The sequence below is a fragment of the Leifsonia sp. HAY1-4F genome (assembly GCF_056755275.1).
Map to the genome: position 1 here is coordinate 1 of NZ_JBNDHX010000082.1, position 17,811 is coordinate 17,811.

Genomic DNA, 17,811 nt, shown 5'->3' on the forward strand with positions numbered 1-17,811 from the left:
CTGGAGGACCGCGTGAGCGACGTCCGTCCACGCTCGGTATCCCTGCTCGCGAGCTTCCGCGCCTTCTCCCAAAGTGAAGCCTTCGCGGGGGAACGCCATCCACGTGCGTTCGTGGCGGGCGGTTTCGGCGGGCATGCGCCACATAGTGTCTTCCTTCTCGATCGGGATCGGTTGGCTCAGAATCCGGTTCGGAGCACGCGGTCGAGGGTGTCGACGAAGACGTCGACTGACGCGCTCGTCACGACGAGAGGGGGCTTGATCTTGAGGACGTTCTGGTAGTCGCCGGTCGGCTGCATGATCACGCCGAGCTCGAGCAGTCGGTCGCAGATCGCGGCGGTCTCAGCGGTAGCGGGCTCGAGCGTTTCACAGTCGCGCACGAATTCCAGTCCCAGGTACAAACCCGATCCGTGGACGGCGCCGATGACGTCGTGATCGAGTGCGAGCCGTTCGAGGCGTCTTTTCAGATGTGCTCCGACGACCCGGGCGTTCTCTTGAAGCTGCTCCTGCTGGATGACATCGAGCACCGCCATGCCGATGGCGGCCGAGACCGGCGAGCCGCCGGTGGATGAGAAGAAATAGCCCTGCGAACGGTAGCGATCTGCGATCTCACGACGCGTGATCACCGCACCGAGAGGGTGGCCGCCACCGATGGATTTCGCCACGGCGACGATGTCGGGCACGACGCCCTGTTGCTGGAAGCCCCAGAACCAATCGCCGAGACGCCCGAAGCCCACTTGCACTTCGTCGGCGATGGTCAGACCACCGTGACGCCGGATCGCCGCGTACACGTCGGCGAGGTAGCCATCGGGGAGGGCGACGCCGCCGGCGTTGCCGAAGTAGGTCTCGCAGATCAAGCCGGCCGGGGCACGGCCGGCTGCCGCGAGCTCGTCGATGACCGCGACGGCCTCGGGCGCGTACCTCTCCGCGTCCCGCCTGCGGTGGCGGCCGCGGTACCCGTTTGCAGCGTCGACGGTGTGCACCCAGGCGGGTCTTGTTGCGAGGGCGTTCGGGTTGTCGGCGATCGACGTCGATACGGCGTCGCTGGCATACGTCCAGCCGTGGTACGCCTCGCGCATGGCAACGATGTCGGGCCGGCCCGTCGCGGCCATGGCGAGCCGGATGGAGAGGTCGGTCGCTTCGGAGCCGGAATTGACGAAGAACACGGTGTCGAGTCCGTCGGGCAGAGTGGCTGCGATGCGGTCCGCGTAGTCGGCGATAGCGCGATAGTGGAAGCGCGAATTGGTGTTGAGCAGGTGCATCTGGCGGGCGGCGGCATCGACGACGTGAGGGTGGGAGTGCCCGACAGAGGCGACGTTGTTGACCATGTCGAGGTAGACCCGACCATGAACGTCGACGAGGTATTCGCGCCAGCCGCGTTCGATGCGGGGCGGAGCATCGTAGTAGTGCTCCTGCACTTCGGCGAGAACCTCGTGCCTCCGGGCCAGAACGTCGTCCTCGACCGGTGGCGCGGCGGGCACACCGATGGCAGCGCCCGGGTCTCCCGCGACCTGGCGCCACGCCGCGGCGAGTGCCGGGGTGGTGCGGGCCGGCGGCGTCATGCCCGACCAGGAACGCTGAACAACCAAGCGGGTCCGTGAGGGGAGCATGCCGGAGGCGACGGTGATGCCCGTGATCGTCAGCAGCTCATCGCCTGATGCCCACGTCAGGCCCGCGTCGGTCTGCGTGACCGAGCCGCCGGCCGCCTCGAGCGGGACCGGTTCGGCGAGCCACATCGTCACGCCGGTCGGAATGGTGTCCGCAGTGGAGGGCAACGGGTCGGTCGTTCCGGCGAGTTGAGCCCGCCACGCCGGGACGGAGACGATCGCCGCGCCGGCATCGAGGGCGGCGAGGGCTGCGGCGTCCAAGGTCGACGCGGCAAGCCATGCACCCTCGTCGTTGAGGGGTGATTCCGTTGACGCGTCGAGCTCCACGTGCGGCGAGAGCGGCCCCAGCATGGTGGCACCGAGCCATGCACGCTCGGGCTCGGCGGTTCGGCCGAGAGCAGCGCGAATGGCGGCGGTGAGAACAGCGACGGGAATGGAGGCCGCCTGGTCGAGGATACGGAACTCTCGGTCCAACGCAACGAAGGCATAGGAATTGTCGTGGTCCAGGCGTACCTGCGCCCGGCCGCTGAGGACGAGCACCGCACCGCGCAAGACGACGAGAGGCCACAGCGCGGCGATTTCGGCGTCGGAGAGTCTTCGCGCGCGGTCGAACGCGCGGATGGCAGGGAATGTGCTCTCGGGAGTAGCGCCGTCGTGGTGCAAGACTGACGAGATGGTGACCGCGAGCTCGCCGACCCGCCAGGATGTGCAGACGTCACCGAAGTCGATCACCGCGTCAGGCACTGACGCTTCCCCTGCGCGGAGAACGTTGTCGTCGGTCACGTCGAAATGGCCGAACTGCATCGGCAGATCTCCCAGCACGGGTGCCAGAGCGGCCCGGGCCGCTTCGGCGGCGTGCTGCACGGTCCTACGCACCTCCGGATCCGGTTCATCGGGCAGAAGGGTGTCGATGACGCGCCCGGCGTGACGGAGGTCCCATTGCAGGATGCGAGAGCCTGCTGGGTGACTGAATCCGGCAAGCGCGAGACTGACCGCGCCCGCCAGCGCGCCCATGCCCTCCACCACGGCGGGCGAGAGGTAGCCGGAACCCATCAGCGTCCTGCCGGTGATGTTCTCGATGACGCGCGCGTGGATGCGTCCTTCCGAAGAGTTCCACCACGTCGACATCGCCCCTGTGGGCCCCTCGACGATTCGCGGGATACGCAGCTGGGGGTTCCTGTCGGCGACGACTGCCGCTGCCGAATCCTGCATCTCGATCTCGGCCTCGCTGAAGGCGGGGTTGCTGAGTTTGAGCACACCGAGTGGCTGTTCGGAGCCGCTGGGGAAGACACGGAAGTTCTGATCCTGCTGACTGCCCAGTGCGTCGACGTCGACGTCGACGCCGAACGTCTTGGCGAAAAGTGATTTCACCTCGCTCTCAGAGAGAGTGGGGGTGGGCAGGCTCACTTGCGTGAAGTAGTCGAAGAGCTCGGACATGGGTTTCCCGGGTGATGAGGCGTTCAGAGAGGAGAAAGCGGAGTTGTGGCGACGGCGCCGGCGGTGCCGCCCGTGGCATCCCGCGCGACGATGACGACGAGTGGGCCGTAGGGGCCGATCCATTCGCTGACCGACTGGCGGTAGCTGCCCGCCGGAACCTGAGCGGTCCCGCTGAAGCGGCCGCCGTCGAACGTTCCGTCTACGCGAGCACCGTCGACGTAGGCGCCGATTTCGACAGTCTCGCCGCTGGCGATCGTCGCGGAAAAGCGGACAACCGTGTGCTCGGCGTGATGCTCCACTGCCACCGTGTCGAAGCTGATGCACAGCGCCGTGTCCGCTGCCGGGCGTGGTTCGGCGAACACGGTCTCGTCGTCGAGGGCGGGGGTGCGTGTCGGCGCAGTGCGACGATCGCGGAGCCCGGCGATCGCCGAGCCCAGCTGCACGAGGCGGGTGTCGCTGTAGGCGCGACCAGCGATCGTGAGACCCACGGGCATCCCGATGTCGTCCATGGTGCCCATCGGAACCACGACGGTCGGGATGCCGAGATGGCGGGGCACGAGATTTCCGTTCGAAACCCACACGCCGTTCCGCCAGGCTATGTCGGCCGAAGCCGGGTTCACATCCGCGTCTGCCGGCGCGACATCGGACTGCGTGGGGAAGATGACGGCATCGAAGTCCCGGTCGTCGAGCCAGTCTTCGAAGTCAGTACGGCGAGTGTGTTCAAGGCCTCGGAGGCCCGCTTCGAGGCTCTCGATGTCGCGCCAGTCGGGGTCCCATTCACGTGCCCGCTCGACGTACTCGCCGATGTCGTAGGAGATGTCGTAGTGCCAGATGCCGTACCGGTCCGGGAGCGCGCCGGAGGGCTGCGGGAAGATCTTCGCCGCGTCGGCATCGGCGAGGCGGTTCAGCGTGGGATCGCCGTTCTGACGCAGGAAGGTGTCCATCGCCCACACCGAGAGGTCGCCGACCTCGTCGTCGAGGAACCGGCGGGTGACGAACCCGCGATCGAGGAAGTCGTGGTCTGCAGGATGCAGCTTCTCGTATCGATCCACGACCGGGAAGTCCGTCTCGACCACCTCTGCCCCCGCGGCCTCGAGGTCCGCACGAAGGCTGTCCCACAGTCGGATCACGCTGTCCCGGGTGACGATCGGCGAAGCGTTGTCAGGGTCTCCGTTGATGTAGATGCGAGGGACGGCCAGGCGGAGGCCCTGGAGCGGCAGCTTCCCGAGGTCGGCGAAGGATGCAGGGCGTATTTCCGACGGGCGCGGCAACGTGATCCACGGTTGGGTACGCCACAGATCGCCCCCGCTCTCAGGGTCATCTGTGACGACTGCGTCCAGAACGTGGCACAGGTCGTCCATCGTGCGGGTGTGCGGAACCACGACGTCCATCGTCGGCACGAGCGGCCAATTGCCTCGCACTGAGATCACCCCGCGTGAGGGCGTATAGGCCACGAGAGCGTTGTGCGAAGCCGGGGCACGGCCGGACGACCAGGTTTCCTCGCCCAGACCGAAGGCCGCGAAGCTCGCCGCGGTCGCTGACCCGGAGCCGTTGGAAGACCCTGACCCGAACGCTGAAGAGAGGTAATCGCCGTTGTACGGTGATTCTGCCCGCCCGTACACTCCCCGCTGCATGCCGCCGGCGGCCATCGGAGGCATGTTCGTCAGCCCGAGAAGGACTGCGCCCGCCTCGCGAAGTCGTGCCACGGCGAACGCGTCATCTCCCGCGACGAGTTCGGCGAATGCGGGTGAGCCGGCGGCTACGGTCAGACCGGTGACGCGATAACTGTCTTTGGCAGTGAAGGGAATGCCGTCAAGAGGACCCCGGCAGTTCCCGCCCGCACGGCGGAGGTCGGAGTCACGGGCTTCGTCGAACACCGCAGGGTTGAGCACTGGTACTGCGTTCAAGCGGATGCGACCGCGGTCGTATGCCCCGATCCGATTGAGATAGCGCGCGACCAGTTCAACACTGGTCACCTCTCCTGCGTCGAGCGCGGCGCGAAGGCGGTCGATGCCGGCCTCTACGACGCTGAAGGCTTCCGAGAACATGGGCGTAAACATACACTGATTGTTTTATGGACGCCAGAATTTCTTTGAGACGCGCCCGCCGCTGCACGGAGCGGGTGCGTATGCTCGAGGAGATCATTGGGAGGCATCTCATAGGCAGACCGTCCAAGCCGCTTCTGAGCCGAGAGCTCATTGCGCGCACCGCGCTCGCCCTCGTCGATCGTCACGGGCCGGAAGGCGCGAGTATCCGTCGTGTCGCTGCCCGTCTGGGAGTGAACCCCGCTTCGCTGTACAACCACGTGCCGAATCGAGCTGCGATGGTCGAAGATCTGCGAGCCCTGGTGTCGGCGAATATCGACTCGAGACCGTTGCGTGAACTTCCCTGGGAGGATGCGCTCAGGGCGTGGGCCAGGTCCTACCGACAAGCGTTCGTCAGACACGCGCGTGCCGTGCCACTGCTCATGACCGAGCGGATATCGGCGCCGGTCTTGCTGGCCGAGTACGAAGACTTCGTCGTCGCGGCCGAGGCGGCCGGGTGGTCCCCTCGTGATGTCTTGCCGCTCCTCACGGCATTCGAGTCGTTCATCCTGGGCAGTGTTCTCGACATGTCCGGCCCCACCGTCGTCTTTGACCCGACTGGGCAGGAGCAATCGTTTCCCCGCTTCGCTGCAGCGTTCGAGACACTCGCCGATGAGGACCCCGCCGACCCTGTCGCCACGCGCGCCTTCGAGTTGGGTCTCGACATGCTGATCGCTTCCGCCACGCCTCGCTGACGCCGCATCCGCTCGGCTGAGCGGCGCGCAGACTTCCACGTCATTGTCGCACCCTTAAAACAATCGGTGTATGTTTACGCGACAACCGCTGAATCAGCGAAGCGTGTCCACGGAAGGGTCGTCATGAATCAGGTCCGCACGGAGTCTCCGCTCGCGGCCCCCGCCTGCGAGCGCCTCATCTGCCTGACGTTGGCGTGGGATCAGATCCCGGAATCGATCTCGCTAGACGGCGGCAGCGATCGAATCCTGCTCGAGCCCGTGTGCGCGATCCTCGTTCGCACCGCGATCGGGTGGGTGCTTCTGGACACCGGCACGGACGCGCGGCGATTCCGTGGCCCGGAACCTGACCGTGAGCTCTACGCTCCGGCCGGTCTGCCGGAATTCCTCACGGATGGCGATCCTCTCATCGACGCGCTCGCCGCCCACGGACTCGCACCGGCCGACCTCGCCCTCGCCGCGGTATCGCACCTGCATTTCGACCACTCCGGCGGTCTGCGGCACCTGGCCGACGCGGGTGTCGAGGTCTGTATCCAGCGTCGGGAGCTGGACTTTGCGATGACCACGGCGACTCGACATGACGCGTACCTTCGGGAGGACTACGAGAATCCGGCGATCAGATGGCGCATACTCGATGGCGACGGCGTCATCGCTCCCGGAATCGATGCTCTCTCGACGCCCGGGCATACGCCGGGACACATGTCATACCGTGTAAGGATGGCGGAGACGGGGACATGGATTTTTGCAATGGACGCCATCGACCTCCAAAGGGGCATCGAAAGCGACCGGGTCGTCGGAACGTACGCACGGACGGCGGACGCGCCGCTCGTCCGCCAGTCGCACGATCGTCTGGTCGCACTGGCAGCGGATGAAGGAGCCCTCCTCGTCGCTGGGCACTGCCCCGACACGTGGCCGGCGCTCTCCACGGCAAAGGGCTTCGCCTGATCGCTCGGTGTTCGAGCGGGTGTGAGGCGACCCGCTCGGAGGGATCAGCGCCGGGGCACCGCGTCGCGCTCCGCAGGGAAGGCGAGCCCCCGCAGCAGTTCGAGGACCTGTGGCCGGTCGTCGTCGGCGAGCGTCGAATGGGTGGCCCGCTCGGCCTCGCGGGCGGCCTCGGCGGCCCTCGACTGGACGGCCGCCCCCTCCGGCGTGCAGACGACGATCTTGGCGCGCCGGTCCGCAGGGTCGGGGGCGCGCTCAACCAGCCGGCGCTGTTCCAGATCGTCGACGATCGCGACCACCTGGCTCGGATCCAGGCGGAGGAAGTCGGCCAGCTCGCGCTGGGTCGGGGTAGCGCCCTCGGCGACGAGGGTGAGCACCGAGTAGGAGCGGGCTCGCAGGCCGAGGGGCGCCAGCGCGGTGTTCGCGGCGGAGACCGACAGGGCGCTCGCACGCGCCAGCAGGAAGCTCAGGTCGTCGGCGAGCGTGGTGTCCGTGAAATCGGCCATGCCCTCCAGGATAGGTGAATTCATGGACGGATTAACTTATTGACAAACTCAATTATTGTGTGTTGCTATGTTCATGACCGCTCAACGAATGGAGCCAGCAATGAGCCTCGACGGCAAAGTCGCCATCGTCACCGGATCCGGCCGCGGCCTCGGCCTCGCCTACGCCCAGGAGCTGGCCCGCCAGGGAGCCGCCGTCGTGATCAACGACGTCGACGAGCAGACCGCGGCCGACGCGGTGGCGAGCATCGAGCGGCTCGGCGGTAAGGCGGCGGCGGTCGTCGCCCCCGTCGGGCCCACGGAGACCGCCGAGGAACTCGTGCGCACGGCGATCGAGCGTTTCGGCCGCCTCGACATCCTCGTCACGAACGCCGGCGTGCTGCGCGACACGGTGCTCTGGAAGATGAGCGACCAGGACTTCGACCTCGTCATCGACGTGCACCTGCGGGGCACCTTCACGTGCGTCCGGGAGGCCGCCCGGTACATGCGCGAGAACGATGTGCCCGGCCGCATCATCTGCATCGGGTCGCCGACGGGGCAGCGCGGCAACTTCGGCCAGACCAACTACGCGGCGGCCAAGGCGGGGATCGTCGGCATGGTCCGCACCTGGGCGCTGGAGCTGAGGAAGGCCGGCATCACGACGAACGCGGTCATCCCCGTCGCGGCCACCGCGATGACCGCGACCGTTCCCTACTTCGCCGCCGCGGTCGAGGCCGAGGCGAACGGCGAGCCGATGCCCGCGTTCTTCCGCCACGACCTCGGCTTCGGGGCGTCGCAGGACGTCGCCGGCCTGATCGCCTACCTGGCGTCCGACGACGCCGCCGGTGTGAGCGGACAGGCGATCGGCATCGGCGGGGACCGCATTCAGCTCTGGTCGCATCCGGAGCCGGTGGTCACCGAGTATCACGGCGGAGGGTGGAGCGCCGCCGACCTCGCGGCGACGTTCCCCGAGCTCATCGGGGCCCACCAGCAGACGGTGGGTGAGACGTTCCCGCCGCTGCCCGACGAGTTGCAGCGTCCGCGTCCTACCGCCTGAGCCATCCATGACCCGCTACGAACCCGCTATCGACCTCGACGTCCTCGAGGCGATCGATGTCCACGTCCACATCGAGGTGGACGATCACGGTCACGCGTCCCTCCCGGAGGACCTCGCTGAAGCCGCCTCCCGGTACTTCCGCGCGGGCACCCCGCGTCCCGACCTGGACTCGGTGGCTGCGTACTACCGTGAGCGCAGCACGGCCGCCGTGGTCTTCAGTGTCGATGCGCTCACCGAGCTCGGGCATCCCGCGCTGTCGAGCGCCGAGATCGCCGAGGGGGCCGCCCGGAACAACGACGTGCTCGTCCCGTTCGGGTCGGTCGACCCGCGTCGGCCGGACGCGGAGGACCGCATCCGGCGACTGCTCGACGAGAGCGGGGTGCGCGGCTTCAAGTTCCACCCGACTGTCCAGGGCTTCGATCCCTCGGACGAGCGCTACTACCCGCTCTATGCTGTGCTGCAGGAGGCCGGCGTCGTGGCGCTCTTCCACACCGGGCAGACCGGTATCGGCGCGGGGCTGCCGGGCGGGCGCGGGCTGCGGCTCGGCTTCTCGAACCCGATGCTGCTCGACGGTGTGGCCGCCGACTTCCCGGCGCTCCAGATCGTCATGGCGCATCCCTCGGTGCCGTGGCAGGACGAGGCGCTCGCGGTCGCCACGCACAAGCACAACACCTGGATCGACCTCTCCGGCTGGAGCCCGAAGTACTTCCCGGCCGAGCTCGTGCGCTACGCCAACACCCTGCTCAAGGACCGCGTCCTGTTCGGCTCCGACTTCCCGCTCCTGGCGCCGGACCGCTGGCGCCGGGACGCCGAGGGAGCCACCCTCTTCAGGCCGGAGGTCCTCCCCGGCATCCTCAAGGCCAACGCCGCGCGGCTCCTCGGCCTCGCCTGACCCGGCACGCACCTCACGAAAGGCACATCGATGACGACCACCGCCTCCTACGCCGAAGCCCCCGCCCTCGCCGGCACCGACCTGGGCTGGAGCGACTGGCTCGAGGTGACGCAGGACCGCGTGAACCTCTTCGCCGTCGCGGTCGACGACCACCAGTGGATTCATGTCGACCCCGAGCGCGCAGCGGACGGGCCGTTCGGCGGCGCGATCGCGCACGGCTTCCTCTCGCTCTCCCTCGCCACCAAGTTCTGGACGGAGCTGTTCGAGCTGGAGGGCGTGACCACCAAGGTCAACTATGGTTTGGACAAGGTCCGCTTCATCTCGCCGGTGAAGGTCGGCGCACTCGTGCGTATGAACGCCGTCATCGCCGAGGTGACCGAGATCCCGGGCGGCTACCAGTTCGTCGTCGACCAGACGATCCAGATCGAGGGCGGCGCGAAGCCGGCCGTGGTCGCGCGGGGTCTGTACCGCTTCTACGCGTAGCGCGTCACCGCCGTTCGTTCCTCAGAGGAGAGGTCGATGAACATCAACGGACTCGCATCCTGGATGGACAAGCGACGATTGAAGTCGCCCGCCAAGGACGCCATCGTGTTCGGTCCCGGTCGGTCCATCACGTACGCCGGGCTGGCGGACTCCGTCGACCGGGTCGCGACGCTGCTGCGGCACCGCGGGATCGGTGCCGGCGATCGCGTGGCGTTCCTCGGCGAGAACTGCCCGGAATTCCTGCAGGTGCTCTTCGGCGCCGTGCGCATCGGGGCCGTGTTCGTCCCGGTGAATACGCGGCTCGCTCCGCCAGAGATCGCCCATGTGCTGCACGACTCCGGCGCTGTGCTGCTCATCCACGAGCCGGAGTTCGCCGAGCGCATCGAGCTCCTCGGCGAAGCCGCCCCGCCGACGCTGGTGACCGATGCCGGCGAGATCGACGACCCCGGGCTCGCCGTCCTCGTCCGGCTCATCGACCCCGAGGTGCACGAACTCGACATCGCCCCGGACGCCCCGGCGGCGATCGTCTACACCTCCGGAACGACCGGCAAGGCGAAGGGCGCCGTGCTCACGCACGCCAACCTCACCTGGGTCGCCATCAACACGCTGGTCGACTACGACGTGGCCTCCTCCGAGGTCGCCCTCATGATCTCGCCGCTGTTCCACGTGGCGTCGCTCGGGATGGGCGCCCTGCCGGTGCTGCTGAAGGGCGGCACCCTCGTGCTGGAGCGCTCCTTCGACCCCGGGCGGGTGCTCGGGCTGATCGAGCGCCATCGCGTCACGATGCTGAGCGGCGTGCCCACCACGTTCCAGCTGCTCGCCGACCATCCGGACTGGGGCGCGACGGACCTCACCAGCCTGCACACTCTGACCTGCGGCGGCTCCCCGGTCCCGACCCGTATCCTCAACGCCTACGAGAAGCGCGGCCTGCACTTCTCCCAGGGCTACGGCATGACCGAGACGAGCCCGGGTGCGACCGCCCTCGACCCTCGCATGACGCGCACGAAGCAGGGGAGCGTCGGCGTCGCGCATTTCTTCACCGATGTCCGCGTCGCGGATGAGCGCGGCACCCCCGTGGGCCCGAACGCCATCGGAGAGATCCAGGTCAGCGGCCCCAATGTGTTCGCCGGCTACCACGGCCTTCCCGACGCGACCGCGGCCGCGTTCACCGAGGACGGCTGGTTCCGGTCCGGTGATCTCGGCTCGTTCGACGACGACGGATACCTCTTCATCTCGGACCGGCTGAAGGACATGATCATCTCCGGCGGCGAGAACATCTACCCGGCGGAGGTGGAGGACCTCCTCAACGACCTCGAGGGCGTCACGGGCGCGGCAGTGATCGGCGTCCCGGACGAACGATGGGGGGAGGTGCCCTGGGCCGTGGTCACGCTGAGCGCGGGCGCGAGCATCGAGCTGGACGACGTGCGTGCGCATCTCGATGGACGGCTCGCGCGGTACAAGCACCCCAAGCGCGTGATCGTCGTGGAGTCGCTCCCGCGGACCGCGACCGGCAAGGTGCGCAAGGCCGAGCTGCGTGCGCGCTTCGCCGCCGAGAGCGGGCAGAAGAGCGTGCCCTGAGCCGGATCGAGGCTGCGGGCTACCTCCGAGCGCGGGCCTCGCGCACGGCGACAGCGCTGACCGCCGCGGTGACCAGGGGCGCCGTGATGTCGAAGGCGGGACCGCCGGGAACGGATTCGAGGAGCTTCCGCGTGTACGGCTCGCGCGGGTCCGCGAACAGGTCCGCGGTCGCGCCCCGTTCGACGACCTCGCCGTGCAGCAGGACGACCACCTGGTCGCACAGCTCCTCCACGACCGCCAGGTTGTGCGAGATGAACAGCATCGTGAGGCCGAGCTCGCGGCGCAGTCGCGCCAGGAGCTTCAGGATCTCCGCCTGCGTCGAGACGTCCAGTGCGGACGTGATCTCGTCGGCGATGATCACTTCCGGATTCACGACCAGCGCGCGGGCGATCGCGATCCGCTGCCGCTGGCCGCCCGAGAACTCGTGCGGGTAGCGGTCCACCGCGTCGGCGCCGAGGGCGACCGCTTCCAGCGCCTCGTCGATCCGGGCGCGGTGCTGCCGAAGCCGGGCGAAGACCGGGTCGATCGCCTCGGCGAGCGTCTGGCCGATCGTGCGGCGGGGGTCCAGCGACGAGAACGGGTCCTGCGGGATGTACTGCAGCCGCCGGCGCAGCGCCTGGAGCGAGCGCCGCGAGGCGCCGGTCAGCTCCGTCCCGTCGAAGACGATCGAACCCGCTGCCGGGCGGTGGATCCCCACGATCGTCTTGGCGAGTGTGGACTTCCCTGACCCGGACTCCCCGACGACGCCGACGGCGCTCCCGCGCTGCACGGCGACGTCGATCCCGGACAGTACCCGGGCGGTGCCGAATCCGTGGCCCAGGTCGACGTCGAGTCCGGTGGTGCTCAGCAGCGGCGCGTCAGACACGGTCGCTCTCCTTCAGGGGTCGGGGTGTGGTCGTGAGCATGGGAGTGGCGGCGAGGAGCGCGCGCGTGTAGGGGTGCTGCACGTCCCGGCGGCGGAGGTCCTCGGCGGTCAGCCGCTCCACGATCTCACCGTCGCGCATCACCAGCACCCGGTCGCAGAGCGCCTCCACCACGCCGATGTCGTGCGAGATGAAGAGGACGGCGGTGCCCTGGTCGCGGTTGAGCCGGCGCAGCGCGCGCAGCACCTCCGCCTGCACCGTGACGTCGAGGGCCGTGGTCGGCTCGTCGGCGATGAGCAGCTTCGGGTCGGTCACCAGGGAGGAGGCGATCGTGGCGCGCTGCAGCATGCCGCCGGAGAGCTGGAAGGGATGCTGGCCCATGACGGTCTGCGGGTCACGGATGCGCATCGCGGTCAGTCCGCCGAGCAGCGTCTCCCGCGACTTTCGGCGCGAGAACCCGAGGTGCACGCGGGCGACCTCGGCGAGCTGCGCGCCCATCCGGAGAGCCGGATTGAAGGTCGAGCCGGGGTCCTGGTAGACCAGGCCGATCTCGCGCGCGAGCCGGCCGCGCTGACGGGTGGTCAGCAGGTCGAGTTCGCCGAGCCGCAGGACTCCCGCATCCACGGCCACTCCGTCGGCCTGGAGGCGGGCGAGGGCCATCGCCGTCATCGACTTGCCCGAACCCGACTCGCCCACCAGGCCCAGGATCTCGCCGCGGCCGATCTCGAATGAGACGCCGTCGACAAGGGTCTTCCCGCTCGGCGCGCGCACCGTGAGGTCGCGCACCTCCACGAGGGCGCCGGGCGCGGTCGAGACGCCGCGTCCGGTGGTCCGCGCGACGCGGGCCGCCGGACGGCGGCCGCTCCGCGGGTCGAGCCAGACGGCGAGGCCGTCGCCGGTCAGCATGGCGGCCACGCCCGCGAACACGAGCATCACCGAAGGGCCGACGACTTGCATCGGCTGCGAGTAGATCGCGGGGAGGCCCTCATTCAGCAGACGGCCCCAGTCGAACTCGGGACTCTGCACGCCCAGTCCCACGAACGACAGGCTCGAGATGTCGAGCAGCGTTAGCGCGAAGCTGGACGCGACGACCACCAGCAGGGGTCCGGAGATGTTGGGGAGGAGGTGCCTGCTGAACAGGCTGAACCGCGGCACACCCAGGAGCCGGGCCGTGCCCACGAAGTCCCGCGAGGCCACGCCGGCGGTCATGTTCGAGGTGATGCGGGCGAAGCTCGGGACGCCCGCGATGGCGATCGCGATGATCGCCGGCACGGTCCCCGCCCCGAGGACCGCGGCGATCACCAGCGCGAGGATAAGGGAGGGGAACGCGACCGTCGAGTCGATGATGCGGAGCACCCACTCGCGGAGGGTCCGGCTCCCCACCCACACCAGGCCGCCGATCAGCACGCCGAACAGGACCGAGCCCACGGTTGCGGCCGCCGACATCAGCAACGTCAGCCGGGTCGCCACGAGGGTGCGGGCGAACACGTCGCGGCCGAGGTCGTCGGTCCCGAGCCAGTGCTGCGGCGAGGGAGCAGCGCGTGTGTCGGAGGTTACCGTCGTGGCGGCGTGGCCCAGCAGCGGCGAAGCGAGGATGGCGATCAGGATGAGCGCGGCCAGCATCGCGATCCCCGCGATGAGGGCGACCGGGAGGCGGCGGCGGGTTCTGCGTTCAGACATGCGCGGGTCCTCCCAGTGTGCGCGGGTCTATCAGCCCGAGGACGATGTCGATGAGCAGGTTGATGAAGATGGCGAGGGCTCCGACGGTCAGCACGATGCCCTGGATCACGGGGAAGTCCCGGTAGATGATGGCCTGCACGACCTCGAGGCCGAGGCCGGGCAGGTTGAACACCGTCTCGATCACGATCGCGCCCCCGAGGAGGCTCGCCAGAATCAGGCCGGTCAGGGTCAGCGTGCTCGCCAGGAGGTTCGGCAGCGCGTGGCGGATGTACAGCTGTGCCGCGCGGAGGCGATGCCCGCGGGCTGTGCGCATGTAGTCCTGCTGGAGCACGGCGTAGGTCTCCTGCACCACGACCCGGGCGACGGCGAAGGTCGGGCCGAGAGCCAGCGCGATGATGGGCAGGATGTACGCGCTCTGCGAGGCCGCCCCTCCCGGCGGGAGGACCTTCAGCCAGATCGCGAACACCACCACGAGCAGCGTCCCGGCGACGTAGGCGGGGAACGACGCCAGGAAGCCGGCGACCGTCCCGAACCCGACGGCGAGCCACGGCCGCCGCCCGCCCCGGGTCAGGACGCCGATCGTCATGCCCACCGGGATCGCGATGATGACGACGAGCACGATCGCCCCCAGGGCGGTCGTGGCGGTGTAGGGGAGCTTGGTCGCGATCGTGGTCGTCACCGGGGTGTTGTAGCGGAAACTCTGCCCCAGATCGAAGGTGAACAGCCCATGGAGGTAGTCCAAGAACTGGACAGGCAACGGCTCGTTCAGGTGCAGCCGCTCCCGCAGGGCGGCGAGCGCGCCGGCGTTCGCGTTCGGGCCGAGGATCGCGGCGGCGGGATCGCCGGGGATCAGCGGCACGATCAGGAACGTCATCACGACCAGCAGGCCGAGCGACAGCACCAGCCCGCCGAGTCGCCGCAGGGCGAAGCCGGCCCAGGTGCTGCGGGCGAGCCGCAGCCGCGGCCGGACGCCTGCGGCGTCGGCCACGACCGCGAGAGGGACACCGGACATCAGTGCGCCTCGGCCACGACGAATGGCGCCTGGTGGTGCTGCCAGTCGAAGACGGTCTCGAGCTCCGCTCCGACCCGCAGCAGGGTGGCCTCGTCGAAGGGGCCGCCGACGAGCTGCGCGCCGAGCGGCATCCCATTCGCACCCGTGTGCACGGGGAGGGAGATCGCCGGGAGGCCCGCGATGTTGCAGAACGCCGTGAACGAGATGGTGCGGAACTCGGTGAGGCGCGGCCCGGACGGGTCGGTGTTCGCCTCGTCGTAGACGGAGCCGACGCGCGGGGTCGGTACGGCAGTCGTCGGCGTCAGGAGCACGTCGAAGTCACGTCCCCACTGCGCCGCCACCTGGCGGGTCTCCCACTGCAGGAGTGCCGCCAGCTCGGCGTACTCGCCCGCGTGGAACGCCGTGGCCCGGTCGTAGCGGTAGCGGATGTACGGCTCGAGCTTGTCCGGGTCCTCGATCGGCGACGCCCAGGTCGACGCGCTGATGATCAGGTCGGCGAAGCCGCGGAGGGCCCGCTCGGTGAACAGGAACGGCCGCACCGGCTCCACCCGGTGACCGAGGGACTCGAGCGCGCGGGCGGCGACCTCGGCCGCCTCCTTGTTCTCCGGGTCCACCTCCACCCCGGTCGGCGCGTCGAGCAGCAGGCCGACCCGGAGGCGCGGACCGGCGGTGCGGATCTCCTCCAGGTAGGGGCGCTCGGGCGCGGGGGCCGAGTACCAGCCGAGCGGGTCGATCCGGGCGATCGCGTCGAGGACGCCGGCGGTGTCCTCGATGGTCCGCGTGATGGCCCCCTCGGTGGTCGAGTGCTCCCAGGCCCGGATGTCGTTCGGGATGCGGCCCCGGCTCGGCTTGAGGCCGACCAGCCCGGTGGCCGCCGCCGGGACGCGGATGGATCCGCCGCCGTCGGAGGCGTTCGCGATCGGGACGATGTCCGCCGCGACCGCCGCCGATGCGCCGCCTGACGAGCCGCCCGACGTGTAGTCGAGGTCCCAGGGGTTCCGAGTCTTGCCGTGGCGCGCGTTCTCCGTCGCCGTCAGCGCACCGAACTCGGGGCTGTTTGAACGCCCGAAGAGGACGAAGCCCGCGGTCTCGAGCAGGTCGACCGTGATCTCGTTCGCCTCCGCCGGCCGCTCGGCCACCGAGAGCGACGAGTACGTAAGCGGCTGCCCCTGCACGCCCACCAGGTCCTTGATGGGCATCGGGACGCCTTCGAACGGCCGCGACTCGTCACCGCGGCGGAGTCGCTCGTCGGATTCGCGCGCTCGTCGCAGGACATCCTCCTGGTCGATCCACACGATGGCGTTGACGGCCGGGTTGGCCGCTTCCAGCCGGCCGAGGTAGTGCTCGGCGACCTCGACGGCCGAGACCTCCCCGGCTCGGATGGTGCGAGCGAGCTCGGTCGCTGAGATGTAGGACGGGATCACGTTGTCTCCTCGGGCGGGTGGGTCAGTTCGCGATGCGGAAGATGGGGTCATCCAGGGCGCCGCCGACCATTTGGACGGTGAAGCCCGGGCGAGACGCGTAGATGAACGCATCGTTGAGCAGCGGCAGGGTGTCGGACCGGCTGACGAGCGACTGGACGGCGTCGTCGAGGGCGGTGCAGCGCTTCGACGCGTCGGCCTCGGCGTTCGCCTTCGCGAAGGCCTGGTCCGCGCTCGAGTTGTTCACGGCGCCGTAGTTGGTCCCGCCGGCGTCCAGGGTCGGCCCGGTGAGGTTGAGCAGAGGGCTGGCCAGGGATCCGATGAAGTTGAGGTCGGCGAAGACGGTGAGATCCCAGTCGCCGGGCTTGGTCGCGACGGTGGTGATCCAGGTGCCGACGTCCGTGTTCGTGAGCTGGACGGTGGCGCCCGCTGCGCGCAGCGCCTCGGCAGCGTACTCGTTGCCGGCGCCGGCGGGACCGACGATCGTCGGAGCGACCAGACGGATCGTCTTGCCCGTCAGCGCGGTCTTCGCCGCGGCGACATCCTGCTCGGGGATGTCGATGTGCGAACCCGGCACGCAGGTCGTGTCCGGTGCGGCGAGCGAGGTGAGCACTGCGCCGGTCTTCTGCGAGGTCACCTTCCCGAACATCGCGCGGTCGATGGCCTCCATGACGCCCTTACGTGTGGCTTCGTCGGTGAACGGGCCGCCGCTGCGCTCGTTGAACACGAGGTAGCTGTCGGAGAAGTGGTTCACGGTGACCGCGTAGCCCGCCTGGCCCTGGAAGCGGTCCATCGTCGTGGCCTGGATCTTCCCGATGTCGAGCTGGCCGCCCAGGATGAGATTCGCTGTGGCGGTGGAGTCGGGCGAGACGGTGTACACGAGGTCCTTCGCCGGCTTGCCCGAGATCTTGGTGGACCAATCCGGCCAGCTCTTGTAGTCGGGCCGCAGGCTGTACTCGTAGCGGACGCCCGGCTCGAAGGACTTCAGCGTGTAGGGCCCGGACTCGCTGCCCTTCACCGTCCCCTTGCCGAGCCCGGTCGGGTCGGCCAGACCGGCGGGGCAGACGATGCCGCTGCTTGCGACGGACATGGCGTCGACCAGGTAGGGCCACGGGTTCGTGAGCTGGACGGTCACCGTGCCTGCGGAGTCGTCGGCGGTGACCGTAGGAGTGTTGCCCGGACCGAAGGTGTAGGCGACTTGCGTCGAACCGCTGTTCGGTCGAGCGAAGTACTCGAGCGAGTTCTTGACGACGGTCGGGGTGATCTTCGTGCCGTCCGAACAGGTGGCTCCCGACCGGATGGTGAAGGTGGCCTTCGTCGGCGTGGACGTCCACTTCGTCGCGAGGCCCGGGACCAGACCCCCCTTGTCGCGCCGCACCAGTGTGTCGTACGACGTCCGGGCGAGAAGGAAGTCCGGCAGCGACGTGGTCAGCGACGGATCGAACGTCGCAGGGATGTCGATGGTGGTCCGGATGGTGTCCGTTGTAGACGAGGCCGAGGTGCTCGTCGTGGTGCAGCCGGCCGCCGCCAGGGCGATGGTGATGCCGACTGCCGCGGCCGCTAGGCCGTGTCTCTTCTTCATTG

Annotated in this window: 13 protein-coding genes and 2 pseudogenes; 6 read left to right on the forward strand and 9 right to left on the reverse strand. The window is 68.9% G+C overall.

Annotation, left to right across the window (positions count from 1 at the left end):
• The 3 genes and pseudogenes from ACPYOG_RS14395 to ACPYOG_RS14405 form a co-directional block, all read right to left on the reverse strand.
• Positions 1 to 144: pseudogene (locus ACPYOG_RS14395) on the reverse strand (agmatine deiminase family protein); the annotation flags it as partial.
• 32 nt (positions 145 to 176) lie between these two features.
• Positions 177 to 3,041, reverse strand: coding sequence for an aminotransferase (locus ACPYOG_RS14400; RefSeq protein WP_481294870.1), 2,865 nt, complete (start codon positions 3,039 to 3,041; stop codon positions 177 to 179).
• 374 nt (positions 3,042 to 3,415) lie between these two features.
• Positions 3,416 to 5,089: pseudogene (locus ACPYOG_RS14405) on the reverse strand (amidase); the annotation flags it as partial.
• An 80-nt stretch (positions 5,090 to 5,169) separates the two neighbouring features.
• Here ACPYOG_RS14405 and ACPYOG_RS14410 point away from each other — a divergent pair.
• Positions 5,170 to 5,820, forward strand: coding sequence for a TetR/AcrR family transcriptional regulator C-terminal domain-containing protein (locus ACPYOG_RS14410; RefSeq protein WP_481294871.1), 651 nt, complete (start codon positions 5,170 to 5,172; stop codon positions 5,818 to 5,820).
• Positions 5,821 to 5,943: 123 nt separating this feature from the next.
• A complete protein-coding gene (locus ACPYOG_RS14415) occupies positions 5,944 to 6,762 on the forward strand; it encodes an N-acyl homoserine lactonase family protein (protein WP_481294872.1) in 819 nt (272 codons plus the stop codon).
• 44 nt (positions 6,763 to 6,806) lie between these two features.
• Here the strand turns inward: ACPYOG_RS14415 and ACPYOG_RS14420 are convergent, their stop codons facing one another.
• Positions 6,807 to 7,265 carry a MarR family winged helix-turn-helix transcriptional regulator gene (locus ACPYOG_RS14420; protein ID WP_481294873.1) on the reverse strand — a complete coding sequence of 153 codons (459 nt, stop codon included), beginning with the start codon at positions 7,263 to 7,265 and terminating at the stop codon, positions 6,807 to 6,809.
• A gap of 100 nt (positions 7,266 to 7,365) precedes the next feature.
• Here ACPYOG_RS14420 and ACPYOG_RS14425 point away from each other — a divergent pair, with 100 nt between their 5' ends.
• Genes ACPYOG_RS14425 through ACPYOG_RS14440 form a run of 4 tightly spaced genes read left to right on the forward strand, consistent with a single transcriptional unit; the run spans position 7,366 to position 11,251 of the window.
• On the forward strand, positions 7,366 to 8,298 hold the full coding sequence (locus tag ACPYOG_RS14425) for an SDR family NAD(P)-dependent oxidoreductase (protein WP_481294874.1): 933 nt from the start codon (positions 7,366 to 7,368) through the stop codon (positions 8,296 to 8,298).
• Between the two features lie 7 nt (positions 8,299 to 8,305).
• Entirely contained in the window at positions 8,306 to 9,190 is an 885-nt protein-coding gene (locus tag ACPYOG_RS14430; protein WP_481294875.1) for an amidohydrolase family protein, read from the forward strand.
• A gap of 30 nt (positions 9,191 to 9,220) precedes the next feature.
• A complete protein-coding gene (locus ACPYOG_RS14435) occupies positions 9,221 to 9,673 on the forward strand; it encodes a MaoC family dehydratase (RefSeq protein ID WP_481294876.1) in 453 nt (150 codons plus the stop codon).
• A gap of 36 nt (positions 9,674 to 9,709) precedes the next feature.
• A complete protein-coding gene (locus ACPYOG_RS14440) occupies positions 9,710 to 11,251 on the forward strand; it encodes an acyl-CoA synthetase (RefSeq protein ID WP_481294877.1) in 1,542 nt (513 codons plus the stop codon).
• A gap of 19 nt (positions 11,252 to 11,270) precedes the next feature.
• Here the strand turns inward: ACPYOG_RS14440 and ACPYOG_RS14445 are convergent, their stop codons facing one another.
• The 5 genes from ACPYOG_RS14445 to ACPYOG_RS14465 all read right to left on the reverse strand — a co-directional run.
• Complete coding sequence (locus tag ACPYOG_RS14445) at positions 11,271 to 12,116, reverse strand: ABC transporter ATP-binding protein (protein ID WP_481294878.1); 846 nt, start codon at positions 12,114 to 12,116, stop codon at positions 11,271 to 11,273.
• Entirely contained in the window at positions 12,109 to 13,794 is a 1,686-nt protein-coding gene (locus tag ACPYOG_RS14450; RefSeq protein ID WP_481294879.1) for a dipeptide/oligopeptide/nickel ABC transporter permease/ATP-binding protein, read from the reverse strand. Before ACPYOG_RS14450 ends, ACPYOG_RS14445 begins: the two co-directional genes overlap by 8 nt.
• Positions 13,787 to 14,806, reverse strand: a complete 1,020-nt coding sequence (locus ACPYOG_RS14455; RefSeq protein ID WP_481294880.1) for an ABC transporter permease — start codon at positions 14,804 to 14,806, stop codon at positions 13,787 to 13,789. Before ACPYOG_RS14455 ends, ACPYOG_RS14450 begins: the two co-directional genes overlap by 8 nt.
• The gene (locus tag ACPYOG_RS14460) at positions 14,806 to 16,230 is read right to left on the reverse strand and encodes an amidase (protein ID WP_481294881.1); all 1,425 of its coding nucleotides are present in this window, start codon (positions 16,228 to 16,230) and stop codon (positions 14,806 to 14,808) included. Before ACPYOG_RS14460 ends, ACPYOG_RS14455 begins: the two co-directional genes overlap by 1 nt.
• A gap of 22 nt (positions 16,231 to 16,252) precedes the next feature.
• The coding region (locus ACPYOG_RS14465) for an ABC transporter substrate-binding protein (protein WP_481294882.1) at positions 16,253 to 17,811 on the reverse strand (1,559 nt) is incomplete at its 5' end.

What these genes read in the sequence shown, in the direction of transcription:
- ACPYOG_RS14400 (WP_481294870.1), bottom strand. Translation starts at nt 3,041, where the DNA reads ATGTCCGAGCTCTTCGACTACTTCACGCAAGTGAGCCTGCCCACCCCC.
- ACPYOG_RS14410 (WP_481294871.1), top strand. Translation starts at nt 5,170, where the DNA reads ATGCTCGAGGAGATCATTGGGAGGCATCTCATAGGCAGACCGTCCAAG.
- ACPYOG_RS14415 (WP_481294872.1), top strand. Translation starts at nt 5,944, where the DNA reads ATGAATCAGGTCCGCACGGAGTCTCCGCTCGCGGCCCCCGCCTGCGAG.
- ACPYOG_RS14420 (WP_481294873.1), bottom strand. Translation starts at nt 7,265, where the DNA reads ATGGCCGATTTCACGGACACCACGCTCGCCGACGACCTGAGCTTCCTG.
- ACPYOG_RS14425 (WP_481294874.1), top strand. Translation starts at nt 7,366, where the DNA reads ATGAGCCTCGACGGCAAAGTCGCCATCGTCACCGGATCCGGCCGCGGC.
- ACPYOG_RS14430 (WP_481294875.1), top strand. Translation starts at nt 8,306, where the DNA reads ATGACCCGCTACGAACCCGCTATCGACCTCGACGTCCTCGAGGCGATC.
- ACPYOG_RS14435 (WP_481294876.1), top strand. Translation starts at nt 9,221, where the DNA reads ATGACGACCACCGCCTCCTACGCCGAAGCCCCCGCCCTCGCCGGCACC.
- ACPYOG_RS14440 (WP_481294877.1), top strand. Translation starts at nt 9,710, where the DNA reads ATGAACATCAACGGACTCGCATCCTGGATGGACAAGCGACGATTGAAG.
- ACPYOG_RS14450 (WP_481294879.1), bottom strand. Translation starts at nt 13,794, where the DNA reads ATGTCTGAACGCAGAACCCGCCGCCGCCTCCCGGTCGCCCTCATCGCG.
- ACPYOG_RS14455 (WP_481294880.1), bottom strand. Translation starts at nt 14,806, where the DNA reads ATGTCCGGTGTCCCTCTCGCGGTCGTGGCCGACGCCGCAGGCGTCCGG.